Source organism: Lampropedia aestuarii (assembly GCF_004803635.1).
Lineage (GTDB): Bacteria > Pseudomonadota > Gammaproteobacteria > Burkholderiales > Burkholderiaceae_C > Lampropedia > Lampropedia aestuarii.
In genome coordinates this window covers 37,964-63,421 of sequence record NZ_SSWX01000023.1, presented here as the reverse complement: position 1 = coordinate 63,421, position 25,458 = coordinate 37,964, and the positions used below count along the sequence as shown (strand labels likewise).

Below are 25,458 nucleotides of genomic sequence, written 5' to 3'. Positions count from 1 at the left end.
GTGCCACCACCGCCAGCAGTCCGGCCCCCTGCCAGTGCTGCAACCAATAGTAGCGCCGAGGCAGCCCGTGCCAGAGCCTTGTTGGAAGGGCGTCCAGTCGAGACCACCCCTGCGCCAACCGCCAGCCGCAGCGATGAAGGCCGCTTCATCGTGCAGGTCGGTGCTTTCTCGGACGAAGCCAAGGTGCGTGAGATCAAGCAAAAACTCGAATCTGTGGGTCTGAAAACGTATACGCAAGTGGTGCAAACCAGTGCCGGTCGTGCAACGCGTGTGCGGGTCGGGCCTTTTGCCAACCGGGCCGATGCCGATCGCGCAGCCGAGCGAGTCAAAGGGGCGAATTTGCCTGCGGCCATCATGTCCATGTGACAATGCACACCTCAAGCCTGCTGCCTGGCCTCTTCTAACCGTTACGCCCACACCATTCAGAATTGCCCCCGATGACATTAAACGGGTTTGACTTGGCCTTTCTCATGCTGGCTGCTTTATCAGTCGCCGTTGGCATTTGGCGGGGTTTTATTTTTGAAAGCCTCAGCGTGCTGGGCTGGGTGCTGGGTGTTGCCGCTGCGATGGCTTTTGGCCCAGCTGTGGGTAGCTGGATCCCGGTCGACTCGTTGGCCGAAGGGGTCAAGCGTGTGCTTGGCATGTTGGCGGTCTTGATTGTTGTGGTTTTTGTTTCTTCGATGCTTGCCTCACTGGGGCGGCAGTCGGCTAAAAAACTGGGCCTGCGTGCAGCCGACCGCATGATCGGCGCTTTGTTTGGTTTGCTGCGCATCGCCTTGGTGGGCGTTGTGATTGCAGTGGTGGTGTCTGCGCTACAGTGGCGCAATGAGTTGTGGTGGGAGACTTCAGCAGTAGCCCCATGGCTCGACGGGGCGCGGCTTGAATTGGCCACGATGCTCCCCAATTGGAAGATATTGCAAGACACGGAGCCGCTCAATATCCCGCTTGCACCTGTGTTGGAGTCGCTCACGCCTGCCAAGCCCTAAAGGGCTGCTGTTACAGACCATTCGCAAGCCATCTGCACGCACAGGGCAGCGCTTGTATTAGTCCAGATTCTCGTACTGAATTTACCTTTGTTTTAAAGTCTTGTTGCAATGCCAGTGCTGCGCGTGTGCGGGCAGGTGTTGCTGTGCAGTTTTTTTGTCGCCCAGGAGAAACACAATATGTGTGGAATTGTCGGAGTCGTGAGCCACAGTCCGGTCAATCAATTGATTTATGACGCTTTGCTGCTGCTGCAGCACCGTGGTCAAGACGCAACAGGGATTGTGACCCAGCTCGATCGCAAGTTTTTCATGCACAAAGCCAAGGGCATGGTGCGTGATGTGTTTCGCACACGCAATATGCGCAGCCTGCCGGGCAATACCGGTCTGGGCCAGGTGCGTTACCCGACTGCAGGAGATGCCAATAGCGAGGAAGAAGCGCAGCCGTTCTACGTCAATGCGCCATTTGGCATTGTGATGGTGCACAACGGCAATATCACCAACGCCAAAGCACTGCGCAAAGAATTGTTTGGCACTGACCACCGCCACACCAACACCACCAGTGACTCTGAGGTCTTGCTGAACGTGCTCGCGCATGAGCTTGACCGCGTCACCAGCGGCAGCAAACTCACGCCTGAGACGGTGTTTGCCGCAGTGGCTGCGGTGCACAAGCGCGTCAGCGGTTCGTACTCGGTGATTGCGATGATTGCTGGATACGGCATGCTGGCATTCAGAGACCCGCATGGCATCCGTCCTTTGTGTTTGAGCAAGAAGAGCGACGATGGCTCGTTCATGCTGGCCAGCGAGTCCGTGGCTTTGGAAGGCACAGGCTTTGCGCTGGATCGTGATATTGCGCCCGGTGAGGCCGTATTCATTGATCTGCAGGGCGAAGCCTTCAGTGCGCAATGCGTTCCAGAGGGCCAGGCACACCACAATCCATGCATTTTTGAGTTCATTTATTTGGCCCGTCCTGACTCCGTGCTGGATGGTATCTCGGTCTACGCCGCACGCTTGAATCTGGGTGAAACACTGGCTAAACGCGTATTGTCGGCTGTGCCGCCCAACGATATTGATGTGGTGATTCCCATTCCTGAGTCGAGCCGCCCCAGCGCGATGCAATTGGCCCAGCTGATTGGCAAACCTTACCGTGAAGGTTTTGTGAAAAACCGCTACGTCGGACGCACCTTCATCATGCCGGGCCAAGGGGTGCGTAAAAAGTCGGTGCGCCAAAAACTCAATGCGATTGCCAGTGAGTTCAAAGGGCGCAATGTGCTGCTGGTCGACGACTCGATTGTGCGCGGCACGACTTCTAAAGAAATCGTGCAAATGGCCCGTGAGGTCGGTGCCAACAAGGTGTACCTGGCCAGCGCCGCGCCGCCAGTGCGCTACCCGAACGTTTACGGCATTGACATGCCGACCAAAGAGGAGCTGGTTGCACATGACCGCAGCCTGGAGGAAATCCGCCAGCTGATCGGTTGCGATGCGTTGATTTACCAAGATGTCGAGGCGATGAAAAAAGCCGTGGGTTCTCTCAACCCATCGCTCGGTGGTTTTGACGCTTCTTGCTTTGATGGTGTGTACGTGACTGGTGATGTCACTGCAGAGTCGATTTCAGAGCTCAATGCTGACCGCAACCCTGTGGTCCAGGATGATGCAGATGCTGACAGTGCGCTTAGCTGATTAGCAAGCTTCAGCGTGTCTTGGGGCAATAGATGTGCCTTAATAGCAGACGCCCTTTGGGCGTCTGTTTTGTTTTAGAACCTGTTTACGATCTGTTCGCAGACCGCATTGGAGTCCACAAGGATACGGTGCGCGGCAAAAAGTGGGGTGGTCGTTTACCTGAGTGCTTAAGACCGCAGAAACAGACGGATGATTGGGCGGCGGCTAGGATCGTATGTTCAGCATGGATATGCTGCCCGTCACTCGCCCAATCCAACCGGGCCTAGTGTGGCATTTTTAAATTTGCACAGCACGGCCAATGAATTGAATCGGTCCGGTTGGCCGATCCAGCGGTGAGCCTCCTGCTGGCTCTAGCGTCAGCTCAAACAGCTGGTTGGGCTGCAGCGGCGGGAGTTGGTCAACTGGAATTTCAAGGACTTCACCAGGCTCGACTAAGCCCAACGAAACTGGGCCACGCCAGCCATCGGCCTTGGTCCAGAATTGCAGTGATTTTTCAGCAGGCAAGGCTTCATGGCCCAAGGGTATGAGCTGCAGGCGATTAGCGGCTTGGGCCTGCACCAGCCAGCCCGGTGACTGGTTGTCAGGTGCTGCTAAAACAACAAAGTAGCGCGCCGCTGCTGGTGGAGTGGCTGCGCCACTCCACAATAGGCCTGCCAGGATTGCGGCGGTGGCAAAACCACTGCCAGCTAGGCTGCGCCACAGCGATAAGCTGTCCCATTGCCACCACACTTTGGTGCGCCGCTGCGCTGTGTGTGCTGCAAGCGCTGCTGTTGTGCTGGCGGCAATGCGCGGCCAGAGCGCAGGCGATGCCTGCACCGGCTCCACGAGCTTGGTCAACGGCAATAAGCGATTCTCCCAGGCGAGTATGGCGTTTTGTAGTGCTGCATTGTGTGGCAGGCGGGCCTCGACCTCGCGCCGCTGTGCCGCAGTCAAGGTGCCAAGGACGTATTCACCGGCCAGCGTTTGCAGTGCGTCGTCTTCTTGCGCATCCAGTGGCACTTCGGGGGCTGTGTGATCGACGCTCATTGCATGCATTCCCGCAGGCTGCGTAGCCCTCGTTGTATCCAAGCCTTCACGGTGCCTAAAGGGGTTTTAAGCCGTGTGGCAATCTCACTGTGGCTGCAACCTTCGACGTAGGCGTGCAGCAGGCAATGGCGGCGCTCTGGCTCAAGCCTGTCTAAGCAGCGCTCCAACTGACCCAGATCTGCCTGGCGGCTCCATGCCTCGCCTTGGGTTTGCCATGCCAGCATCGCCGTTTGTGCGTCATACTGGGCGGTGGCGGTGTCATCGAGCGTGGTTTCATGGCTGCTGTCACGCAGCCGATTCAGCGCAGTGTGCCTGACGATGCTGTAAATCCAGCCTCTGCCTGCGCCGCGACTGGCATCAAAACTGGCAGCGCGCTGCCAGATGGACACAAAAGCATCATGCAGTACATCTTCTGCGGTCGCGTGGTCGCGCACAATGCGTTTGGCGACCCCTAACAAAAAAGAGGATTCACGCTCATAAATCGTGTGCAAGGCCCGCTGATCACCGCGTGCACAAGCCAATAAGGCGGCATCATGGTCAAACACATTGTCTGAGAGAGGTGCAGGCGGCATGTAGGAGTGTGGCGCGAAGCCTGGGGTTGAAGAAGCTTCGCACTAGTATAGCTGCCAGTATTGCCTTGGTTACATAGGTTTCCAGAAGATGTAATCAGCCTGGTATGGCACCATGGCTTTTTGGCCTTTGGTCTCAGCCGTACATGGTTTGTCCTTGGGTGCTGTGCCGCCTTTCAATGCCACGCGTTGGATATAGCTAACCCCTTCCAGTGCGCCGCTGCCCATCACAGGGTCGGCTTGTACCAATTGGTAAGGCAAATTGCCTTCGCCAGCTGGGGCGACCGCGAGTTGTTTGGCGGTCAGTTTGGAGCCGTCAGCAGCCTCCCAAGTCGCAGGTGGTCCATAGTAGCGGCCAACTTGTTTGCCTGCGCGGTCTTTCAGTACGGCTTCTGGACCGACAAAGACCCATTCTGTTGTACCCACTTCATAGGCTTTGTCACGGCATTCGTAGGTGATCTCGCCGCTGCCCACGGTTTCCCATGCCACTTGATTGCCTGCTGGCACTTGGATGGGGGCTGGCAGTGCCTCTTGATTGAATGGTTGGCTTGATTGGGCCATGGCGTTGCAGGCGGCCAGCACAATCAACGCAGCGCCAGCGCAAGTCAGGCTGGCCGAGCGGGAAGTCTTGGAAGTAGTCAACATCAGATCTCTCCTAGCAAAAGTATGGTGAGCCAAACACTTGCGTTGGGCCGAAGCTGCGCGCAGGTGTCCAGTGAGGCAGCAGCCTTGCGTGTGCTGCTGTTGGTACTACCCGCCAACTGGACTTTTGGATGCAGTGGAGATGCTTTTTTTTGAAAATAAGTTGAACAATAAAAAATGAAGTGGGTTGAATTCTGTCAACCTTTGTTTTTTTGGGTCTTATTCTCTGAACAGTGCGCGTGTCTCGCCCAGGGTTTCGGCAATGCGCGTGATGTGCTTGGACAAGCGTTCCAACCAGCGCTGCGCAGTCAATTGGTCTAGCGCTGCAGCTGGGCTGATGTGCTCATTGACGGCGTTTTCCACCACACTGCGCCTGGCGTTTTGTTGGTGTTCATGCACCCATTCGGTGATTTGGCGCAACTCTTCGGTGACTTCTTCCTGCACGACCACGCCATCGCCGGCTAACCAGTGGGCAGTGTGTTCCAAGGTGGCGGGCAGGCGTTGTGCCAAATCCCATAAGCCCGGCTGGTGGCGAATGGTGTCGGCATGGTGCAAGCCACTCAAGTCGTCACGCAATACGCGCGTTTGGTCGAGCAGCAGCAGCAAGTGCATCAGGCGCTGTTGGTCGGCCGCCGATTGTGGTGTGGGCAGCTTGGTCGTATAAGCATCAACCGATTGCAAGAGCTTGTCCAGACTCACGCCGCTTTGGTTGCTGGCTATGGCTTCGCCTTGCAAGCGCCTGGCCAGCAGATGGCAGGTGTCTGCCAGGCCCAAACTGATGGTTTTTTCTGCGGCGGCAATCGCCAGTGCAGGCACTGACAGCAACGCGTCGTCGAGTTGGCGCAAGCCGGGCGGTGCATGCTCTGGTGCTAGGCGGGTGGCTAAGCGTGCGAGCAAGGCCGATTGCGGCAAGAACACAATCGCACCTAAGACGCTGAAGGCAGTATGGAAGGCCGCCAGTGCCAACGCTGTATTGATGCCCGCGTGCCGCAGGCCCCAGGCCTGTGTGCCCCAACTAAAGAGCGGCTGCAAGATGAAAAATGCCAGTACCGCAGAGCCCAGGTTAAAGAGCAAATGCACCAATGCCGTGCGTTTGGCACTGGCCGTGCCGCCTGCTGCTGCGAGCAGGGCGGTTGCAGTAGTGCCAATGTTTTGGCCAATCACCAAGGACATGGCTTGTGAGAAATCAATCGTGCCGGTCGACAAGGCCGCCAAGGTGGTGGCCAGCGCCGCGCTGGAGGCTTGCAGGATGATGGTCATCACAATGCCGATCCCGACCAGGACCAGGCGCGGCCCTATGCCGGTCGAGGCATATTGCGTCAAGTCGACTTTGGCTGCCAGCCCAGACATCGCCTGCTGCAAGAAATCGATGCCCACAAAAATCAAACCAAAGCCGGCCAGCGCCAGACCCGCCAAGGCCATCCGATCCTTGCCCAGCAGTTTCATAATGGCGCCGACGGCAATCACCGGCATGGCCAGGCTGGAGATGGAGAACTTCATGCCCAGCAGCGCGACGATCCAGCCGGTGCTGGTAGAGCCAATATTGGCGCCAATGATCACGCCAATGGCGTTTTGAAACGACAGCAGACCGGCGCTGACAAAACCAATCGTGGCCATCGTGGTGGCGGTAGAGGACTGCACGGCAGCCGTTGCGCCAAGGCCGGCGAGCAAGGCCTTGATCGGTTTGCCGGTGAGTTTGGCCAGGCCTGAGCGCAGCGATTCACCGGCCATGGCCTTGAGACTGTCTGACATGAGCACCATGCCCAGCAGAAACACGCCAATCCCTCCGGCCAGCATGCTGAGTGTTGTAATCACTTGGTATGGCTTTCTTTGTGTGATGAGGCTGACAGCTTACTAAAAAAACCGCCTGCAAGAGAGCTCTTGCAGGCGGTGTTCGGATCGAATGATCGCAGTGTGCGAAGGCTTAAACAGCTTGCGTTGCTTGTTCGATCACGGCTTTGATCTGCTGTACATCGGCAGGCAAAACTTGCACGCGTTTGGGCAGGTCTTCGATGCCGTTGAAGGCTGCAGGGCGTTGCGGCTCATGGCCCAGGGCTTCAATAATCGTTGCGCTGAATTTGATCGGCAGTGCAGTCTCCAGCACCAGCATCGGTTCGTCACCAGCCTGACGCACTTCACGTGCGACTTTGACCGCGTCTGCGGTGTGTGTGTCGATCTCTTGTTGGTGGCCTTGCCAGACCGCACGGATGGTTGCCAGTCGGTCAGCATGGGTGCTGCGTCCGCTCACAAAGCCAAAACGCGCATGCTGTGTTTGAAAGCGTGGATCTGCACTGAGGTCGAAAAAGCCTTGTTCGGCCAAGGTGGTCGTGAACAGGGTTTTCAGCTCGGCGCTGTTGCGCCCCAGCAGGTCAAACACAAAGCGCTCGAAGTTGCTGGCTTTGGAGATGTCCATTGACGGGCTGGAGGTCTCCAGCGTATTGGCGCTGCTTCTTGGGCGGTAAATCCCGGTTTTGAAGAACTCGTCGAGCACGTCGTTTTCATTGGTCGCAACTACCAGTTGCTTGATCGGCAAGCCCATTTGGCGCGCCACATGGCCAGCGCAGATATTGCCAAAGTTGCCACTCGGGACGGTGAACGAGACTGGTTCGCTGTCGTTCTTGGTGACCTGGAAATAACCCGCAAAGTAGTAGACGACCTGGGCCAGCAAACGCGCCCAGTTGATCGAATTCACCGTGCCAATTTTGTACTGCTGCTTGAAAGACAAGTCATTGCTGACCGCTTTGACAATGTCCTGGCAATCATCGAAGACGCCTTCAACGGCGATATTGAAGATATTGGCATCTTGCAGGCTGAACATTTGGGCCTGCTGGAATGGACTCATGCGGCCATGTGGGCTGAGCATGAAGACGCGCACGCCTTGTTTGCCGCGCATGGCGTATTCGGCTGCACTGCCGGTGTCACCCGAGGTGGCACCCAGGATATTCAGCTCGGCCTTGCGGCGTGCGAGTTCGTACTCAAACAGGTTGCCCAGCAGCTGCATGGCCATGTCTTTGAAGGCCAGCGTTGGGCCGTTGGACAGGCCTTCCAGCCACAGCCCTTGCTCCAACTCGCGTACCGGTGTGATGGCATCCGTGCCAAAAACTGCTTTGGTATAGGTTTTGTGGGTCAAGGCGCGCAGATCATCGGCGGGGATGTCGTCGATGTACAGCGACAGGATCGCAAACGCCAGCTCGGCATAGCCTTGCTCTTGGTAGATCGTGCGCAGCGCTGGCAATTGCGCGCTGATGTTCGGATAGTGCTCTGGCAGGTACAGGCCGCCATCGGGCGCCAAGCCTTCGAGCAAGATGTCGCAAAAGCGTTTGCGCTCAGGATCGCCACGGGTGGAGAGGTATTGCATCAATCGCTCCTGACTCAGTTCAGTTCTTCTTTGCGCAGGCGCACGACCGAGCCCAAGACGGTGGGCAGTGCCTGGATGGTGGCCAGTGCATCATTCATTGTGCCTTCGCGGGTGCGGTGGGTCAGAATGATCAAGTCGGTCTGGTCCGCGCCTTCGCCCAGCACGTCGTCGGATTCACGCTGCAGCAGCGCGTCGATGCTGACGCCATGGTTGGACAGGATGGTGGTGATTTGGGCCAATACGCCGGGCTCATCAGCTACGCGTGCACGCAAGTAGTAGCTGGTGACGACCTCTTCAATTGGCAGCACTGGCAGATTGTTTTGGGCTGCGTTCAAGCTGGCCGATTGGAAGCCCAGCACCGGAGTGTAGTGGGCTGGGTCGGCACCTTGCAGGCGGGCGATGTCAACGAGGTCGGCAATCACCGCGCTGGCCGTTGGTTCAGAGCCTGCACCTGCGCCGTAGTACAGCGTAGTGCCCAGCGCATCACCATGCACGACCACGGCGTTCATGGCGCCTTCGACGCTGGCAATCAGGCGGCGGGTTGGCACCAGCGATGGGTGTACGCGCAGCTCAATGCCTTTGTCTGCACGCTTGGCAATGCCCAGCAGCTTGATGCGGTAGCCAAGCTGTTCGGCGTACTGGATGTCGATGCGCTCGAGCTTGGTGATGCCCTCGATATGGGCCTTGTCAAACTGCACCGGAATACCAAAAGCAATCGCGCTCATCAATGCGGTTTTGTGGGCGGCATCAATGCCTTCGATGTCAAAGGTCGGGTCGGCTTCGGCATAACCCAGGCGCTGGGCTTCTTTGAGTACCGTGCCAAAGTCCAGGCCTTTGTCGCGCATTTCCGACAAGATGAAGTTGGTTGTGCCGTTGACAATGCCGGCCACCCAGTCAATGCGGTTGGCCACCAGGCCTTCGCGCAGCGCTTTGATGATTGGGATGCCACCGGCGACCGCCGCCTCATAGGCGACGATCACGCCCTTGCGCGCAGCCGCTGCAAAAATCTCGGTGCCGTGCACCGCCAGCAATGCTTTGTTGGCGGTGACCACGTGCTTGCCGGCTTCAATTGCGGCCAAAACGAGGGTTTTGGCAATGCCGTAGCCGCCAATCAACTCAATCACCACATCCACGTCATCGCGTGTCACCACTTGCTGTGCGTCGGCCACAACTTCGACGTCGTCGCCCACAATGCTGCGCGCACGGTTGGTATCCAGATCGGCCACGACTGTAATCGTAATTTCGTGGCCAGCACGGCGGCTGATTTCTTCTTGGTTGCGTTTGAGGACGGTGAAGGTGCCGGCACCGACGGTGCCGATGCCAAGAAGGCCTACTCTGATGCGGTTCATGGTATGGGTTGATTTGAACGAGAGATAAGTGAATAGTTTGCAGCGCTTGCGCACTGCAAACCTGTCGTCACCAACAGGGTGGGGCAGAAAACTGCTTTAGCTGTCAGTGGTGCTGGCCGCCGCGCTTTCCAGAGCGGCGGTTGGGGCGGCGGCGATGTTGCTGCCGGTTTTACGAGCAGCAGCACGTTCGCGCACCGTTTTCAAGAAGCGCGCAATGCGCTCAATGGCTTCGCGCAGATCGGGTTCATGCGGCAAGAACACGATGCGGAAATGGTCTGGTTTGGTCCAGTTAAAGCCTGTGCCTTGCACCAGCATCACACGGGTTTCCTTGAGCAGTTCGAGGAAAAACTGGCGGTCATCGGCTATGGGGTACATCTCCAAATCCAGTTTGGGGAACATGTACAGCGTGGCTTGGGGCTTGACGCAGCTCACACCTGGAATGGCCGTGATCAGCTCGTAGGCCAGATCGCGTTGGCGCCGCAGGCGGCCACCTTCACACGTCAGCTCGTTGATGCTTTGGTAGCCACCCAGTGCAGTTTGAATCGCCCATTGGCCAGGTACGTTGGAGCACAGGCGCATATTGGCCAGCATATCCAAACCTTCAATATAGTCCTTGGCGCTGTGTTTGTCGCCAGAAACTACCATCCAGCCCGCACGGTAGCCGCAGGAGCGGTAGCTTTTGGACAGCGAGTTGAAGGTCAATGTCAGCACATCGCTGGAGAGGCTGGCAATCGCGGTGTGGGTATTGGCGTCGTACAAGACCTTGTCGTATACCTCATCGGCCAGAATCACCAGATTGTGCTCGCGCGCAATCTCGATAATGCCTTGCAAGGTCTTGAGGGAATAGATCACCCCAGTGGGGTTGTTGGGGTTGATCACCACGATGCCCTTGGTGCGGGGGGTGATTTTGCTGCGGATGTCGTTGAGATCCGGCTCCCAGTTATGGTTTTCATCGCACAGGTAATGCACCGGCGTGCCACCAGAGAGGTTGGTCACGGCGGTCCACAGCGGGTAGTCCGGTGCGGGCAGCAACAACTCGTCACCGTCGTCCAGCAACGCGTTAGTGGCCATGGCGATCAGGTCACTGGCGCCATTGCCCAAGTACACGTCGTTGAGAGTGACGCCTGCAATGCCTTGGCGCTGGGTTTCATGCATCACTGCTTTGCGCGCTGCAAAAATACCTTTGCTGTCGGAGTAGCCCGCAGAGGCCGGCAGATTGCGGATCATGTCCTGCTGGACTTCTTCGGGGGCATCAAATCCAAACGCGGCCAAGTTACCAATATTGAGTTTGATGACTTTTTGACCTTCGTCTTCCATGCGGCGCGCCTCTTCGACAATCGGGCCTCGAATGTCGTAGAGAACATGTGCCAACTTGGTGGACTTGCGAATCGGTTTCATGAAGATACCTCTAGCCTGAAATGGGGATGGGAGGAAACCTATAATTTGACCACACTTGATCGGGGTTGATTCCTGATATTTGCATAGATCCACACTTGCTTCATGAAATTCCACGCAGAACACCCCGAATCGACCTCCATCATTGGCCACGGCGCCGGCTGGATTCAATTGCCACAAAACCGTGTTGAGAGCAGTCTAATCCTCAGCAGCGAGGGATTTTTGCAGGCTTGGCAGTGCAACAGCTTCGACGCATTGACTGCCGAGGACCTCCAGCTCATCGCCCAATTGGCCCGGCAGCAAGATGCCCAGGTGGTCTTGTTTGGTAGCGGTTTGCGCAACCGTTTTCCGCCTGTGCAATGGCTAAGGCCTTTTGCACAGGCTCAACTGGGCTTGGAGACCATGGACACAGCAGCGGCCTGCCGCACCTACAACGTGCTGACAGGAGAGGGGCGCAAGGTCTTGGCTGCGCTGATCTTGGAGTGACATGTGCCTGCAAGCCATATGCAGCGCCGTTTAGCACAGATCGACCAATGGCAAGCTGCCCTAGAAGAATACTCGTTGCAAGGGCCGCATACCTTTACTTGTAAAGGCTAACCGCTTATAATTAGAGGTTGCGCCGGGCCTGCAACTTGCAATGGCATTGCGTTTGCGTAAAAAGCGGTATTGGCTGGACAATCGGTTTTGAAAACTGGTGGTCTGGGAACTGGTCTGAAATCGGCCAGTGACAGTGCGCTTGCACTCTTTGGCTTAAGGGCCTGGGGGCTGCAGCCAAGACTCCAACCACGACTTCTTTGCGCTGATGGCAGTGGTCTTTGGTAGTGTGCGGCAATACGCTGCAGCAAACCGCAGTATGTGAAGTTTTTTTGAGCTGTTCCTAACGACAGGCAAAAAAGCGGCTGGTTATACCTATATATCCAGTCAGCTAGTTTTGTATGTCATTGGCAGCTTGTCAAGATTTTTTTGCGGTTTGAGCGAGGTTCGACATCTTTTCAACGACACATTAGATTGAGAGACCCTATTAATATGGCGATCGTTGTCAATAAGCCACTTCCCGAGTTTGAAGCTAGCGCAACTGGAGGAGTGACAGTAAGTAATTCCTCGCACAATGGACAGATTGTGATCCTTTACTTTTATCCAAAGGACAATACGCCCGGTTGCACCACAGAGGCGATGCAGTTTCGCGATAAGTATGACAAGTTTGTCAAACTTGGCGCTGAAGTGTTTGGCGTCTCCCGCGACAACATGAAATCTCACGATGGTTTTAAGGAAAAACTCGATCTGCCGTTTGAGCTGATTGCCGACACAGAAGAGAAGATGTGTCACATGTTTGGTGTTGTGAAAAACAAGATCATGTATGGCAAAAAAGTCAAAGGCATTGAGCGCAGTACTTTCCTGATCAACGCCGATGGTGTGTTGGTGCAAGAGTGGCGCGGTCTGAAAGTGCCAGGCCATGTCGATGACGTGCTCAAAGCCGTCAAAGCATTGAGCGGCGCTGAAAAACAAGTGGCCTGATTTACCGCCAGTTGTTGCTTGTGGCAGCTGGCTATTCGATAGGGTCACACCAAATTCGATTCAATCTCAAGTCCGCCCCAGATGCGGACTTTTTCTATTGTGCTGACTAAGAGCCTGTGACTTTTGTCTTGGACTAGTTTGCACAGCAATTGATTTGAGCTGAATGCTGGCGTATAGAATGCCGGATTCTTTCAACTCTCTCTCCTTTGAGTCCATACCATGTCCTTGAACAACGTTCCGGCCGGCAGCAAAGCTCCAGAAGTTTTTAACGTCATTATTGAAATTCCTCAAAATTCGGATCCTATCAAGTACGAGGTAGACAAGGAAACTGGCGCCATTTTTGTTGATCGTTTCATCAACACCGCCATGTTCTACCCAGCCAACTACGGCTATGTGCCACAAACCCTCTCCGGTGACGGCGATCCAGTGGACGTGCTGGTTCTGACCCCATACGCGCTGCAGCCAGGCGTTGTCGTGCCTTGCCGCGCTCTGGGTATCTTGCGTATGGAAGACGAGTCGGGTGTGGATGGCAAGGTGCTGGCTGTGCCTACCGAAAAAATTCTGCCCGCATACGCCCACCTCAAAAGCATTGCCGACGTCAACGAAGGCACATTGAACGCCATCAGCCACTTCTTTGAGCACTACAAAGACCTGGAAAAAGGCAAATGGGTCAAAGTGCTGGGCTGGAGTGGCATTGAAGATGCGCACAAAGAAATCGTGGATGGTATTGCCAACGTGAGCAAATAAGCTTTGTGTGTGGGCCGTGCCTGTCTGGCGCTGATGCGCTAGAGAGGCGGCCAACAAAAAAAACCACTGCAGCCTGCGCCGCAGTGGTTTTTGTTTTTAGACCAGCTGAACGCGGTCTGCGAAAAGATCGTAAACAGGTTTTTACAAGCTGTGCGTGACCAGCCGGAACTCTGGGTCATCGGGGTAGGCTTTGATGCTAAAGCCCAAGCTGCGCATCAGACGCAGCATACCGTCGTTGGTGGTCAGCACCAGTCCGATGATTTCTTCCAGGCCTTTGTCGCGCGCCACATCCATGATGCTGTGCATCAGGCGCGAACCCAGCCCCTGGCCCACAAACTGGTCGTCGACCAGCAAGGAAAACTCGCAGCTGGTTTGATCAGGGTTGGTCACATAGCGCGAGACGCCAATGATGCGCTCACGTATGTGTTTGCGGCCTTGCTCGTCCAAATGGTCTTCCTCAATCACCGCACACAAGGCCATTTCGCGGTCGTAGTCGATCAGGGTGAATTGGGCCAGCATCGAGGGCGGCAGCTCCGAGAGACGCGAGACAAAGCGGAAGTAGCGGCTTTCGGGTTTGATGCGCTTGACCAGGTCTTGCAGACCTTGGGCATCATCGGGGTGAATGGGGCGGACGCGGTACTCATTGCCGCCGCGCAAGGGCCAAATCTGGTCATAGGCACTAGGGTAGGGCAGGATCGACAAGTGCCCATATTTGCCTGAGCGACCAGGCGAGGTTTGTGCTGCCGAGCCCACGACAATGCGCGCATCGACGGCAATCACACCGTTCTCATCGACGATGATCGGGTTGATGTCCATCTCGCGCAGTTGTGGCAGTGCGCAGACCATTTCCGAGACGCGCAGCAATACTTGCTCAAGTGCTTGGCGGTCGACCGCCTTTGCACCACGCCATTCCTGCAAGGTTTCCGAGGCGCGTGAGCGCTCAATCAGGCGCTTGGCCAAAAACTGGTTGAGCGGCGGCAATTCCATGGCATGGTCGGCCATCAGCTCGATCATGGTGCCACCAGCACCGAAGGCGATGACAGGGCCAAACGGATCGTCGGTGACCACGCCAATGTAGAGCTCACGTCCACGGCTTTTGCGTGCCATGGTTTGCACCGTGACGCCATTGATACGCGCTTGTGGGCGCAGCTCACGCACATTGGCGATCATGTCGTTGTAGACATCGCGAATCGCAGTCGCGCTCATGACGTTCAAGGCCACGCCTCCGACATCCGATTTGTGGGAAATATCGGGCGAGTCAATCTTCAGGGCCACGGGAAAGCCCAGTTGCGCACCAATCATCATGGCCTCGGCTGGGCTGCGCGCCAGCAGGGTTTGCGTCACTGGAATATGAAAGGACGACAGCAGCGCCTTGGACTCCATTTCAGTGAGGATGTGGCGCCGCTCAGCCAGCACGCCTTCAATCAATAAGCGTGCGCCTTCGACATCGGGGCTGGCAAGGTTGGAGCTCAGTGGCGGCGGTGTTTGCTGTAGAAGCTGCTGGTTCTGGTAGAACGAGGCGATGTTGGAGAACGCACCGACGGCCGCCTCCGGCGTGCGGAAGGTGGGGATTTGCGCGGCCGAGAGTTTTTTGCGCGCTTGGCCTACGGACTGCTCGCCCATCCAGCAGGCGATCAACGGTTTCTTCAATTGCGGCCGCATTTCAATCAGTTGCTGCGCCACCTGGTCCGGATCAATGCCCCATTTGGGCGAGAAGATCAGCAAAATGCCATGGATGCTCTTGTCACGCGCGGTCGCTTCCAGAGCGGCTCTGAATTCTGCCGGGCCGGCTTCTTCTGAGACATCAATCAGGTCAGTCAGGCTGGCATTGGGCGTGAGCAAGGGCTTGAGCTCCTGCGCGACCTGCTCGGACAGCGTGCCCAGCTCCAGTCCCATTTCATTGGTCCAGTCGGCCGCCAGTACACCGGGGCCGCCGCCGTTGGTGATGATGCCCAGACGTTTGCCCACGGGCCGATAGCGCGACGCCAGGCACTTGGCTGCGGAGAACAGCTCAACGAATGAGCGCACCCGCACGGCGCCAGCACGGCGCAGTACGGCATCAAATACATCGTCACTGCCTACAACCGCGCTGGAGTGGGTTTGCGCTGCCACCGTGCCAGCCGCCTTGCGGCCAGCCTTGAGTACCACCACCGGCTTGGAGTGGGCGGCAGCGCGCAGCGCGCTGGTAAAGCGCCGCGCATTGCTGATGCCTTCCATATACATCACAATGCCCGAGGTGCGTCGGTCGGTGGCCAGAAAGTCCAGCACATCGGCCAATTTGACATGCGACAAAGGCCCTGGCGAGACCACTGTTGAGAAGCCCACATCATTGTGCCTGGCCCAGTCCAGAATGGAGGCTGTGAGCGCGCCCGATTGTGCCACCAGCGCCAATTGCCCTTGACTGGCCAAAGGCCCAATCACGCCGGCATTGAGCTGCAGGTAGGGGCGCTGCAGGCCTTGGCTATTGGGGCCCAATAGCCAGATGCCCAAGTGCTGTGCCAGGCGGTGCATGGCATTGGCTAGCGTGCTGTCCACGCCTGCAGACAACACAATGGCGGCCTTGACTTTGACCCGGCCTGCCAACTCCAGCGCCGACATGATCTCATCGTGTGGCAAGGCAATCACGGCCAGATCCGCTTTGGTCGAGGCCAGGTCCGCCAGTGTGCCGGTTGTTGTACTATCGAGCCTGGTGATCTTGCCCTTGAACGTGTCTTCATTCAGGTTGCTGTGCAAGGCTTTGGCCTGGGGTGTTTGTGCCTCGGGGTGTTTGCTGGAGCCGGTGAATAGCAAAATCGATTGCGGGTCAAACAAGGCAGACAGATAGTGTTGGTCCATGGCAGGTGCTCGAATGATGGCGCGTAATGGGCTCAAAAAAGAGTGCTTGGGAAATGGCGGCGATGTTCTTGTGTTTTTGCGTTGTTCTTTGTCCTTCGCGCTAGCATACTCGTCCATGCGTGCTTGATAAAGGCCTATTATGGACAATCGCGCACAGGCCTGTATGTGCCCAGCATGACAGGCATCCAACGCCGCCTTGTCTTAGAACGTGTTTACGATCTTATCGATACTTTTCATTGGATTGGTGCCCAGCTTCATGTCCCAGACTCACCCTGCCATCTTGTCACCTGGCCAGCGGGCTTGGCGCCGCTTCAAGCGCAGCCGCCTCGGGTATTGGAGTTTTGTGCTGTTTAGCTGCATGCTGGTGGTCAGCTTGTTTGCCGAAGTGCTCTCCAATGACAAGCCCTTGGTGATGCAATACCAGGGCGAGTACTACTTTCCGCTATTCAAAAATTACCCTGAAACCCAGTTCGGCGGCGATTTTGTCACGCAGGCCGACTACCTCGATCCGTATATTTACCAGCGCATCACCAGCGATGGCAATTGGGCGATTTTTCCGCTCAACCGCTACGGCCCGCGCACCATCAACTACTACAGCGCGGCCCCCGATCCTGCGCCGCCTTCTTCGCAAAACTGGCTAGGCACGGACGACCGAGGCCGTGATTTATTGGCGCAGTTGCTCTATGGCTTTCGCGTCAGTGCCTTGTTCGGCCTGGCGTTGACGGCCATAGGGGTGGTGTTGGGTGTGCTGATTGGGGCAATGCAGGGTTTTTTTGCTGGCAAGATCGATTTGTTTGGCCAGCGGCTCATTGAGATCTGGAGTTCGCTGCCAGAGCTATTTTTGCTGATTATTCTCAGCGCGATCTTTCAGCCCAGTGTCGGCTTGTTGCTGGTGATTTTGAGTATTTTTGGCTGGATGGGTTTGTCTGACTATGTGCGTGCAGAGTTCTTGCGCAACCGCCAGCTCGACTACGTCAAGTCGGCCAGAGCCTTGGGCGTGGGCAACTGGCATTTGATGTGGCGGCATATCCTGCCCAACAGCATGACACCGGTCGTGACTTTCTTGCCATTTCGCATGAGTGCGGCGATTGCGGCTTTGGTCGCTCTGGACTTTTTGGGGCTGGGAGTGCCGCCAGGCACGCCATCACTGGGGGAGTTGCTCAACCAAGGCAAAAACAATTTGGATGCCTGGTGGATAGGTGTTTTTACCTTTGCCGTGATGGTTGTGACCTTGCTGCTGCTGACGCTGATGGGCGATGCCTTGCGAGACGCACTGGACCCACGCAAAGTCCATACCGATGTATTGCCAACGAAACCAGGCATTGGTACCTCTGCCGAAGAAACTGGCTTGTCACTGAATACGCCGGTCACCAGCTCCGCCAAAGGGGTGATGCCATGAGTCACACTTCTACGCCTTTAGCTCGCGATGCCCAGCCATTGCTCGATGTGCAGCAACTGCAGGTGGGCTTTGGCCACAGTGCGCAGCCAGTCGTGCACGGCGTGAGCTTTCAGATCCAGCGTGGCGAAAAATTCGCGCTGGTGGGGGAGTCGGGCTCAGGCAAATCGGTCACCGCGCTCAGTGTGCTGCGTTTGCTTGAGGGTGCGCAGCTGTCAGGCCGGGTCGGCTTTGATGGCCAGGATTTATTGCAATTGCCAGAACACCAACTGCGCCGTGTGCGCGGCGATGCGATTGCTGTGGTGTTTCAGGAGCCGATGACAGCCTTGAATCCGTTGATGACCGTGGGGCGGCAAATCGCCGAAGTGGTCGAGCTCAAGCAAGCGCTGTCCAAAAAGCAAGCTTGGCAAGAGGCGGTGCATTTGTTGGCGCAAACCGGCATCCCTGAGCCAGAGCGCCGCGCTGGCGCTTATCCGCACCAGCTCAGTGGTGGGCAACGCCAACGCGCGGTCATTGCAATGGCCTTGGCCAACCGCCCCAAGCTCTTGATTGCGGATGAGCCGACCACTGCTTTGGATGTCCAGCTGCGCATGCAGATTCTGGAGTTGCTCAGCGATTTGCAGCGCAGCACCGGCATGGCGGTGCTGATGATCACACATGATTTGAACCTGGTGCGCCAGTTTGCAGACTCGGTCGCAGTGATGCAAAACGGCTTGATTGTTGAGCAAGGGCCCGTCGAGCAGGTATTCAATCAGCCGCAGCAAGACTATACGCGCCGTTTGATTGACAGCCGCCCAGTGCGCAATGTGGTGGAATTGCCGCCCATAGAGCAAGGCGGCGAGCCAGCCCGTTTGCGTGCTCAGCAACTGAGCGTGTTCTACGATGTGCCGATCGCCGGAGTGCGTGGCTGGTTCAAAAAAGGCCAGTTCCAGGCCGTGCAGCCAATGGATTTTTACCTGCGCCCAGGCGAGACCATGGCGGTGGTCGGTGAGTCCGGTTCAGGCAAAACCACCTTGGCTCAGGCCGTGTTGGGTTTGATTGCCGCAGTTGGGCAGTTGGAGTTGATGGGGCAGCACTGGCAGCAGCCAGCCAGCCGCAACAATGCCCACAACCAGGCCTTGCGCCAACGTGTGCAGGTGGTGTTCCAAGACCCGTTTTCGGCACTGTCGCCGCGTTTGACGATTGGCGAAATCGTCGGCGAAGGCTTGCGGGTCCACTCACCCGATGCCAGCGCTGAGCAACGCAGGCAGACCGTCGCTGACGTCCTGGCCGAGGTTGGCCTGACGCAAACGCAGTTTCCAGGCCTGCTGGAGCGCTACCCGCATGAATTCTCGGGCGGCCAGCGCCAGCGCATTGCGATTGCACGTGCCTTGGTGGTGCAGCCCAGTGTGCTGGTGCTTGATGAGCCCACTAGCGCGCTGGATGCGACGATTCAGCAGCAGGTGTTGGCGTTGCTGCAGCGGCTGCAAAAAGAGCGTGGCTTGGCCTATTTGCTGATCACCCATGATGTCGATGTCGTCAAAGCCATGGCGCACCGGGTGATGGTGATGAAGTCCGGTGCAGTTGTGGAGGCCGGCGAGATGCATCAGGTCTTGCAGCAGCCACAGCATGCGTACACACAGGCTTTGGTGGCGGCAGCAGGTTACGGCCAGTCGGTGCGAACCGCCGCCCATTGAAGTGCCGAGATTGAAGTGCCGAGCGCACACAGCCAAGCGGTCCAGGCGTTGGCGGTTTGGCTTTAGCAACGCTGCATGCATATTTTTAAGTGATGTGCATTGCAGCCATGCGCAGGGCATGCTCTCTACGGGTTTTCTCGTAGTGCAGGCCATTCCTGTTATCAATTTCGATCACAATCTCGCCTTTTCGTCGCGCATGTCTGCGCATCCGCTCATCAGGCGGTGAGGTGTGCCAATCTCCATCGGCCTGCACAGCACAAGTCTATTTTTTGAAGGAATCGGTGATGCAAGTTGAGTCTTCACCGTCATCAAGCGTCAACCCCTGGTGGGGCGTGATTGCCTTGGCGCTATCGGCTTTTATTTTCAATACCACGGAGTTTGTGCCGATTGGTCTTTTGTCTGATATTGGGCGCAGCTTTGACATGCGCACGGAACATGTCGGTTTGATGCTGACCATCTACGCGTGGGCAGTCGCACTGGCATCCTTGCCCTTGATGCTGGTGACCCGTGAAGTCGAGCGCCGCAAGCTGCTCACTTGGCTGTTTGCGTTGTTTATTGCAAGCCATGTGGTCTGCGCACTCGCGCCCAACTTTTACGTGCTATTGGCGGGCCGCTTGGGGATTGCTGCAGCGCATGCGATTTTTTGGTCAATCACGGCCTCACTGGTGGTGCGCATTGCGCCTGCTGGTCGCAAAGGCCAGGCGCTGGGCATGCTGGCCACCGGTACGTCGATGGCGATGGTGCTGGGCATTCCGCTCGGGCGCATGGTCGGCGCTCTGATGGGCTGGCGCTGGACCTTTGCGCTGATTGGTGTGATCGCCTTGGTGGTCATGCTGCTGCTGATGCGTTTGCTGCCACGCTTGCCTAGTAAAAACAGCGGCGATTTGAGCAGCTTGCCTATTTTGCTCAAGCGCCCTGCGCTGGTGAGCATTTATGCGTTGATCATTGTCAGCGTGACCGCGCACTTTACGGCTTACAGCTATATGGAGCCTTTTATGGAGCATGTCGCGCTGCTGAGTCCGCAATTTGTCACCTGGATTTTGCTGCTGTTTGGTGGGGCTGGCTTGCTGGGTTCTGCGCTGTTTAGCTGGCAAGGTTTGAAGCGCCCTGATGCGTTTCTACTGGCCACTTTCGGGGCTTTGGCCTTGTGCTTATTGGGCCTGCAGCCATCTGCTCCTCACATCTTTGTATTGCTGCCACTGATCGTGCTGTGGGGCATGGTGTTTTTGTGCCTGGTGCTGGTGATGCAAGCGCGGGTGTTGGGCTTGGCCTCTGACTCGACCGATGTGGCCATGTCCTTGTTCTCCGGGCTCTTTAATGTCGGCATTGGTGCGGGCGCATTGCTGGGCAGCCAGGTCGGCATCCATATGGGTGTGGCTGAGGTCGGCTATGTCGGCGGTGTGATTGCCATCGTGGGCTTGATCGGCGCTGCGCTGGCCTTGCAGCGTTACAAGGCGGTGTTTGCAACGCAGAAAATTGAGACATAAAAAAAGCCGACCTCGCTGGTGAGCAGGTCGGCTTTTTTGCGTGTCCGGAGCTTGCGCTGCCGCGCGATTAATAACCGGCAGCGTGCGCTTGTTCGTCAGCGTGATAACTTGAACGCACCATCGCGCCTACGGCAGCGTGGCTAAAACCCATTTTGTAGGCTTCGTCTTCAAACATCTGGAAGGTGTCAGGGTGGACATAGCGTTTGACCGGCAGGTGGCTATTGGACGGTGCCAGGTACTGGCCAATCGTGAGCATGTCGATGCCGTGTTCACGCATGTCGCGCATGACCTGCAGAATTTCCTCATCGGTCTCGCCCAAGCCAACCATGATGCCGCTTTTGGTTGGCACATTGGGGTGCAAGGCCTTGAATTTCTTCAGCAGGTTCAGGCTGAACTGGTAGTCAGATCCTGGGCGAGCTTGCTTGTACAGGCGCGGTGCGGTTTCCAGGTTGTGGTTCATCACATCGGGCGGTGCGGCCTTGAGGATTTCCAGCGCACGGTCATCGCGGCCACGGAAATCAGGCACCAGAATCTCGATCTGGGTGGTGGGTGACAACTCGCGAATGCGCTGGATGCACTCGACAAAATGGCCGCTGCCGCCATCGCGCAAGTCGTCGCGGTCCACGCTGGTAATGACCACGTAGTTGAGTTTCAAAGCGGCGATGGTTTTGGCCAGGTTCAGCGGCTCATCCTTGTCCAGCGGGTCAGGGCGACCATGGCCGACGTCGCAAAATGGGCAGCGGCGTGTGCATTTGTCACCCATGATCATGAAGGTTGCCGTGCCTTTGCCAAAGCACTCGCCAATATTGGGGCAGCTGGCCTCTTCACACACGGTGTGCAGCTTGTGCTCACGCAGAATTTGCTTGATCTCGTAAAAGCGCGTGGTCGGTGAGCCGGCTTTGACACGAATCCAGTCTGGCTTTTTCAGCAATTCGCTGCGCTCGACCTTGATTGGAATGCGCGATAGCTTGGCCGCGGCTTTTTGCTTGATGGTGGGGTCGTAAGAAGGGGCTGCAACGGACTGCGTTGGCGTGGTTGGAGTCGTCATAACGGCGTGTGCTTAACTGGACTTGTCAATGGAGGGTGGTGGGGCTAACTGCTGCGCCAGCAACGCGCTGAGCACAGCAGACACCTCGGCGACAGTGGCTGAGGCGCCCATTGTATGCATGTCTGTCGTAGCCAGGTGCTGGTAGCCACAGGGATTGATGCGACTGTAAGGTTGCAAGTCCATCGCGACATTCAGGGCCAAACCATGGTAGGCGCAACTTTTACTGACCTTGATGCCTAAGGCGGCAATCTTGGCCATGCCTGTAAACGAGGGACCTGCAGAGGGCAGGGGGCTGGCGGTTGGTGCAGGGCTGTGGGCAGGGGTGGTGCGGACGTAGACGCCGGGGGCACCAGCGATGCGCTGTGCCGCAATGCCAAAATGCAGCAAGGTGTCGATGACGACCTGCTCCAACCTGCGTACGTACTCTTTGATGAAAATGCCGCGCTGCTTGAGGTTCAGCAGTGGGTAGGCCACTAACTGGCCTGGGCCATGGTAGGTCACCTGGCCTCCGCGCGCAGTCTGCACAACCGGAATGGTGCCGGGATTGAGCAGGTGCTCAGGTTTGGCACCTTGCCCCAGCGTGAAGACGGCGGCGTGCTCGCACAGCCATAGCTCGTCCTCACTGAGCAGCGTGCGCTGCGCAGTAAAGGCTTCCATGGCCTGAATGGTTGGCAGGTACTCTGCCATTCCTAGCTGTTTGACAATCACGTGGATGAGAAATCTGTGGCGTTGCGCGCCAATATACCGAGCAAATGGTGCTGGTGTCGAAACGCGCTGGCTCAGAGCCTGTTCAAAATCTCGACGCAGCCGCATTGAAGCCCAAAAGCTGGCAGTGCACGGCAAAAGCCGCAGTCGCGCTACTATGCCCGGCGGGGATTTTCAACAAGGCAATGCGCCTTTTGGGCCTTGGCGAGGCCGCAAAAAGCATTGAACACGTTCTTAAAACACCATTTTTGACAATGGGTGGGCGGTCAGCTCACGGTAAATGCCATCAAGGTGGTCACGGCTGGTCGCCAAAATCGTGATGGTGACGCTTTGGTATTTGCCTTCGCGGCTGTCGCGCAATTCAATCGTGGCTTCGTCAAATTCTGGATCGTGTTTGTTGGCAATTTCTTTCACAGCGGCCAGAAACTCCTCGGATTTCAAACCCATGACTTTGATCGGAAAGTCCAACGGGTACTCGATCACAGAGTCAAGTGGGTTGTCGTTGCTGTTTTGGGGGGTGTTTTGTTCAGTCATAGCGATCTAGGTGAGGGCGTTGTTGCTGAATTAAAGAGCTTGTGCAAAGCCAAGCGCAGCATGGCTTTGCACAATCGTGTTGGGGCGTTAGAGCGTCACTGTAGCAGGCAGCGCTTTGATTCGTCTATGCCTGCGCCTGCGCAGGCGCCGTGAAACGTCCCGAGACCAGCTGCAATTGGCGGTCGCAGCGTGCGGCCAGCGACTGGTCATGGGTCACCAGCACGAAAGCCGTGCCGTGGTCTCTGGCCAGCTCCAGCATCATGGCAAACACGGCATCGGCCGTGTCTTTGTCCAGGTTGCCAGTGGGTTCGTCAGCCAGTACGACAACCGGGTCTGTCACCAAGGCCCTGGCAATTGCGACACGTTGGCGCTCGCCACCTGAAAGCTCGGACGGGCGGTGCTGCAAACGCTCGCCCAGACCGACTTTGCGCAAAATTGCGCTGGCTTTTTCGCGGCATTGTGCCTGGCCAACGCGGCGAATCCGCAGTGGCATGGCGACGTTTTCAAGGGCGGTCAACTCCGGCAGCAAGTGGTGAAACTGGTAGACAAAACCCATTTTGCGGTTGCGCATAGCGCCGCGCTGGTTGGTGCTCATGGTCTCCAGTTGCTGGCCATCGAGCACGACCGAGCCGCTGCTGGGTTTGTCCAGCCCGCCCAAGATATGCAGCAAGGTACTTTTGCCCGAGCCTGAGGAGCCCACAATGGCCAAGGTTTGGCCAGCATAGACATCCAGCGACAGGTCTTTAAGTACCGTCACATCCAGTGCGCCTTCGGCAAAGCGCTTGACCAACTGGTGGGCGCTCAAAATCACTTTACTCATAGCGCAAAGCCTCCGCTGGATTGATTCGGCTGGCGCGCCAGCTTGGATACAGGGTCACGACAAAGGCGAGCACCAGCGCGACCAAACAGATGTATGCAATGTCCTGCATCTGCGGATCGCTAGGGATTTCGCTGACCAGATAGACGTCTTTGGGCAGGAACTGAAAACCCAGCACTTTTTCAATGGCAGGCACAATCACATCGATGTTGTAGGCTACCGCCAGCCCCATCACCAACCCGGCCAAAGTACCCAGCACCCCGACCATCGCACCTTGCACGACAAAGATGGCCATGATCGAGCCAGACGTCGCGCCCAAGGTACGCAAAATCGCAATGTCCGCGCGTTTATCGGCCACCGTCATCACCAGGGTGGCGACCAGGTTGAACGCAGCCACGCCGATGATCAGGGTCAAGATGATGAACATCATGCGCTTTTCCATTTGTACGGCAATGAACCAATTGCGGTTTTGCATGGTCCAGTCGCGCAGCAGCAATGGGTCGGTGAGGCTGCTGGCCAGTTGCTGCACAACTTCTGGGGCTTTGTGCAGGTCTTTGAGCTTGAGGCGAATGCCCGTGGGTGCATCCAGGCGGAAAATCCGCTGCATGTCCTCGTACTGCATCATCGCCATGCCCGAGTCGTATTCGTAGTGGCCTGAGTCGAAGGTGCCAACTACTTTGGCCTGTTTGAGTCTTGGCAGCACACCAGCCGGCGTGACTTGGCCAGATGGCGCCACTACCGTGACATTGTCACCAGGCTTCACGCCTAGCAATTGCGCCAGCTCTTTGCCAAGCACAATATGAAAGCTGCCTGGGGTGAGTTGATTGAGCACCTCTTGGTTGATGCTGCTGGCCAGTTCCGTGACCTGGGGCTCCAGCTCCGGATCAATGCCGCGCAGCACCACGCCGCGCATGTCATCACCGCGTGCCAGCAAAGCCTGCACCGAGACAAATGGCGCAACCCCAATGACTTCGGGGTTCTGCATCACCTGTTCGGTCACACGCTCGACACTGGGCAGTGTGCCGCCTTGTGGCGCGAAGACCTCAATATGTGAGACCACCGAGAGCATGCGGTCACGCACATCGCGCTGAAAGCCATTCATCACTGACAAAACAATGATCAGCGCCGCCACGCCCAGCGCAATGCCAATCGCCGACACACTGGCCACAAAGGACAGCAGGCCCTTGCTTTGGCTGGTGCGACCGGCACGCGTGTAGCGCCAGCCCATGGCCCATTCGTAAGGAGTTTGCATAGAAAGTGTTGGAAGATGCTTGCCTAAAGCAGCAAAAGGCCAAGAAAAGCTGTCGCCAATGCCATGGCAGAAATCGCCCAAGCAGGCTTGTTGTGCGCCTCTCGCAGTGACTGGCCCAGCACTTCTTTTGAATAAAGCGGCCATTGTGCATGAAAGTGGCGGACTGCGGACGCAAGCCGCGCTGGCGCTGTGCCCATGCAGGCCTGGCTGTTTTGCCTAATGCAAAATTTGTCACGTATGGATACGCTGGCGATACATATGGAGCGATTCGGAGTGGTGCCAGCAAACCCGCGCCAAGGTGCATAAACGCTGCACTGGCACCAGCTTGGGTCAGTGGCAATTTGGGAAGAAATCCAGTTGCGCATACAATGCGCCTGCCATTATTTTCATCTGGTTCATGTGCGGCAAAGACGGTGGGCATGGATGGGGCTCAGACCCTGTTACAAG

Annotated in this window: 22 protein-coding genes; 9 read left to right on the top strand and 13 right to left on the bottom strand. The window is 56.9% G+C overall.

Going from position 1 to position 25,458, the window contains the following annotated elements; all coding sequences use genetic code 11:
* The 3 genes from E8K88_RS15095 to purF all read left to right on the top strand — a co-directional run.
* A partial coding sequence (locus tag E8K88_RS15095) for an SPOR domain-containing protein (RefSeq protein ID WP_136407506.1) occupies positions 1-366 on the top strand: 366 nt, incomplete at its 5' end.
* A gap of 71 nt (positions 367-437) precedes the next feature.
* Positions 438-986, top strand: coding sequence for a CvpA family protein (locus tag E8K88_RS15090; protein WP_136407505.1), 549 nt, complete (start codon positions 438-440; stop codon positions 984-986).
* A gap of 177 nt (positions 987-1,163) precedes the next feature.
* Positions 1,164-2,660 carry an amidophosphoribosyltransferase gene (gene purF, locus E8K88_RS15085; RefSeq protein WP_136407504.1) on the top strand — a complete coding sequence of 499 codons (1,497 nt, stop codon included), beginning with the start codon at positions 1,164-1,166 and terminating at the stop codon, positions 2,658-2,660.
* Positions 2,661-2,936: 276 nt separating this feature from the next.
* On the opposite strand, the gene E8K88_RS15080 is transcribed toward purF, so the two are convergent.
* The 7 genes from E8K88_RS15080 to E8K88_RS15050 form a co-directional block, all read right to left on the bottom strand.
* Positions 2,937-3,686 carry an anti-sigma factor gene (locus E8K88_RS15080; RefSeq protein ID WP_136407503.1) on the bottom strand — a complete coding sequence of 250 codons (750 nt, stop codon included), beginning with the start codon at positions 3,684-3,686 and terminating at the stop codon, positions 2,937-2,939.
* Entirely contained in the window at positions 3,683-4,258 is a 576-nt protein-coding gene (locus E8K88_RS15075) for a sigma-70 family RNA polymerase sigma factor (RefSeq protein WP_136407502.1), read from the bottom strand. The genes E8K88_RS15080 and E8K88_RS15075 overlap by 4 nt, the downstream gene beginning before the upstream one ends.
* Positions 4,259-4,327: 69 nt before the next feature.
* Positions 4,328-4,900, bottom strand: coding sequence for a DUF3455 domain-containing protein (locus E8K88_RS15070; protein ID WP_136407501.1), 573 nt, complete (start codon positions 4,898-4,900; stop codon positions 4,328-4,330).
* A gap of 216 nt (positions 4,901-5,116) precedes the next feature.
* Entirely contained in the window at positions 5,117-6,712 is a 1,596-nt protein-coding gene (locus E8K88_RS15065; RefSeq protein WP_136407500.1) for a Na/Pi cotransporter family protein, read from the bottom strand.
* 109 nt (positions 6,713-6,821) lie between these two features.
* The gene (gene thrC, locus E8K88_RS15060; protein ID WP_136407499.1) at positions 6,822-8,255 is read right to left on the bottom strand and encodes a threonine synthase; all 1,434 of its coding nucleotides are present in this window, start codon (positions 8,253-8,255) and stop codon (positions 6,822-6,824) included.
* 14 nt (positions 8,256-8,269) lie between these two features.
* Positions 8,270-9,604 (bottom strand): homoserine dehydrogenase, encoded by a 1,335-nt coding sequence (locus tag E8K88_RS15055; protein ID WP_136407498.1) that lies wholly within the window; start codon positions 9,602-9,604, stop codon positions 8,270-8,272.
* A gap of 96 nt (positions 9,605-9,700) precedes the next feature.
* Entirely contained in the window at positions 9,701-11,002 is a 1,302-nt protein-coding gene (locus tag E8K88_RS15050; RefSeq protein WP_136407497.1) for a pyridoxal phosphate-dependent aminotransferase, read from the bottom strand.
* 102 nt (positions 11,003-11,104) lie between these two features.
* Here E8K88_RS15050 and E8K88_RS15045 point away from each other — a divergent pair, with 102 nt between their 5' ends.
* The 3 genes from E8K88_RS15045 (at position 11,105) to ppa (ending at position 13,261) form a co-directional block, all read left to right on the top strand.
* Positions 11,105-11,485: an Mth938-like domain-containing protein gene (locus tag E8K88_RS15045; protein WP_136407496.1), complete on the top strand. Its 381-nt coding sequence runs from the start codon at positions 11,105-11,107 to the stop codon at positions 11,483-11,485.
* A 540-nt stretch (positions 11,486-12,025) separates the two neighbouring features.
* Positions 12,026-12,514, top strand: a complete 489-nt coding sequence (locus tag E8K88_RS15040) for a peroxiredoxin (RefSeq protein WP_136407511.1) — start codon at positions 12,026-12,028, stop codon at positions 12,512-12,514.
* A gap of 219 nt (positions 12,515-12,733) precedes the next feature.
* Positions 12,734-13,261, top strand: coding sequence for an inorganic diphosphatase (gene ppa / locus E8K88_RS15035; protein ID WP_136407495.1), 528 nt, complete (start codon positions 12,734-12,736; stop codon positions 13,259-13,261).
* A 141-nt stretch (positions 13,262-13,402) separates the two neighbouring features.
* Here the strand turns inward: ppa and E8K88_RS15030 are convergent, their stop codons facing one another.
* A complete protein-coding gene (locus E8K88_RS15030; RefSeq protein ID WP_136407494.1) occupies positions 13,403-16,096 on the bottom strand; it encodes a bifunctional acetate--CoA ligase family protein/GNAT family N-acetyltransferase in 2,694 nt (897 codons plus the stop codon).
* A 256-nt stretch (positions 16,097-16,352) separates the two neighbouring features.
* Between E8K88_RS15030 and E8K88_RS15025 the strand changes: the two genes are divergently transcribed.
* From E8K88_RS15025 to E8K88_RS15015, 3 genes are all read left to right on the top strand, one after another.
* On the top strand, positions 16,353-17,495 hold the full coding sequence (locus E8K88_RS15025) for an ABC transporter permease (RefSeq protein WP_136407493.1): 1,143 nt from the start codon (positions 16,353-16,355) through the stop codon (positions 17,493-17,495).
* Complete coding sequence (locus E8K88_RS15020; protein WP_136407492.1) at positions 17,492-19,168, top strand: ABC transporter ATP-binding protein; 1,677 nt, start codon at positions 17,492-17,494, stop codon at positions 19,166-19,168. Before E8K88_RS15025 ends, E8K88_RS15020 begins: the two co-directional genes overlap by 4 nt.
* A gap of 284 nt (positions 19,169-19,452) precedes the next feature.
* A complete protein-coding gene (locus E8K88_RS15015; RefSeq protein WP_136407491.1) occupies positions 19,453-20,655 on the top strand; it encodes a sugar transporter in 1,203 nt (400 codons plus the stop codon).
* A 67-nt stretch (positions 20,656-20,722) separates the two neighbouring features.
* On the opposite strand, the gene lipA is transcribed toward E8K88_RS15015, so the two are convergent.
* The 5 genes from lipA to E8K88_RS14990 form a co-directional block, all read right to left on the bottom strand.
* On the bottom strand, positions 20,723-21,703 hold the full coding sequence (lipA, locus tag E8K88_RS15010) for a lipoyl synthase (protein ID WP_136407490.1): 981 nt from the start codon (positions 21,701-21,703) through the stop codon (positions 20,723-20,725).
* Between the two features lie 12 nt (positions 21,704-21,715).
* Positions 21,716-22,417: a lipoyl(octanoyl) transferase LipB gene (gene lipB / locus E8K88_RS15005; protein ID WP_276606677.1), complete on the bottom strand. Its 702-nt coding sequence runs from the start codon at positions 22,415-22,417 to the stop codon at positions 21,716-21,718.
* Positions 22,418-22,642: 225 nt separating this feature from the next.
* The gene (locus E8K88_RS15000; protein WP_136407488.1) at positions 22,643-22,942 is read right to left on the bottom strand and encodes an HP0495 family protein; all 300 of its coding nucleotides are present in this window, start codon (positions 22,940-22,942) and stop codon (positions 22,643-22,645) included.
* A 124-nt stretch (positions 22,943-23,066) separates the two neighbouring features.
* Positions 23,067-23,762, bottom strand: a complete 696-nt coding sequence (gene lolD / locus E8K88_RS14995; RefSeq protein WP_136407487.1) for a lipoprotein-releasing ABC transporter ATP-binding protein LolD — start codon at positions 23,760-23,762, stop codon at positions 23,067-23,069.
* Positions 23,755-25,011 carry a lipoprotein-releasing ABC transporter permease subunit gene (locus E8K88_RS14990; RefSeq protein ID WP_136407486.1) on the bottom strand — a complete coding sequence of 419 codons (1,257 nt, stop codon included), beginning with the start codon at positions 25,009-25,011 and terminating at the stop codon, positions 23,755-23,757. Before E8K88_RS14990 ends, lolD begins: the two co-directional genes overlap by 8 nt.
* Positions 25,012-25,458: the final 447 nt, after the last annotated feature.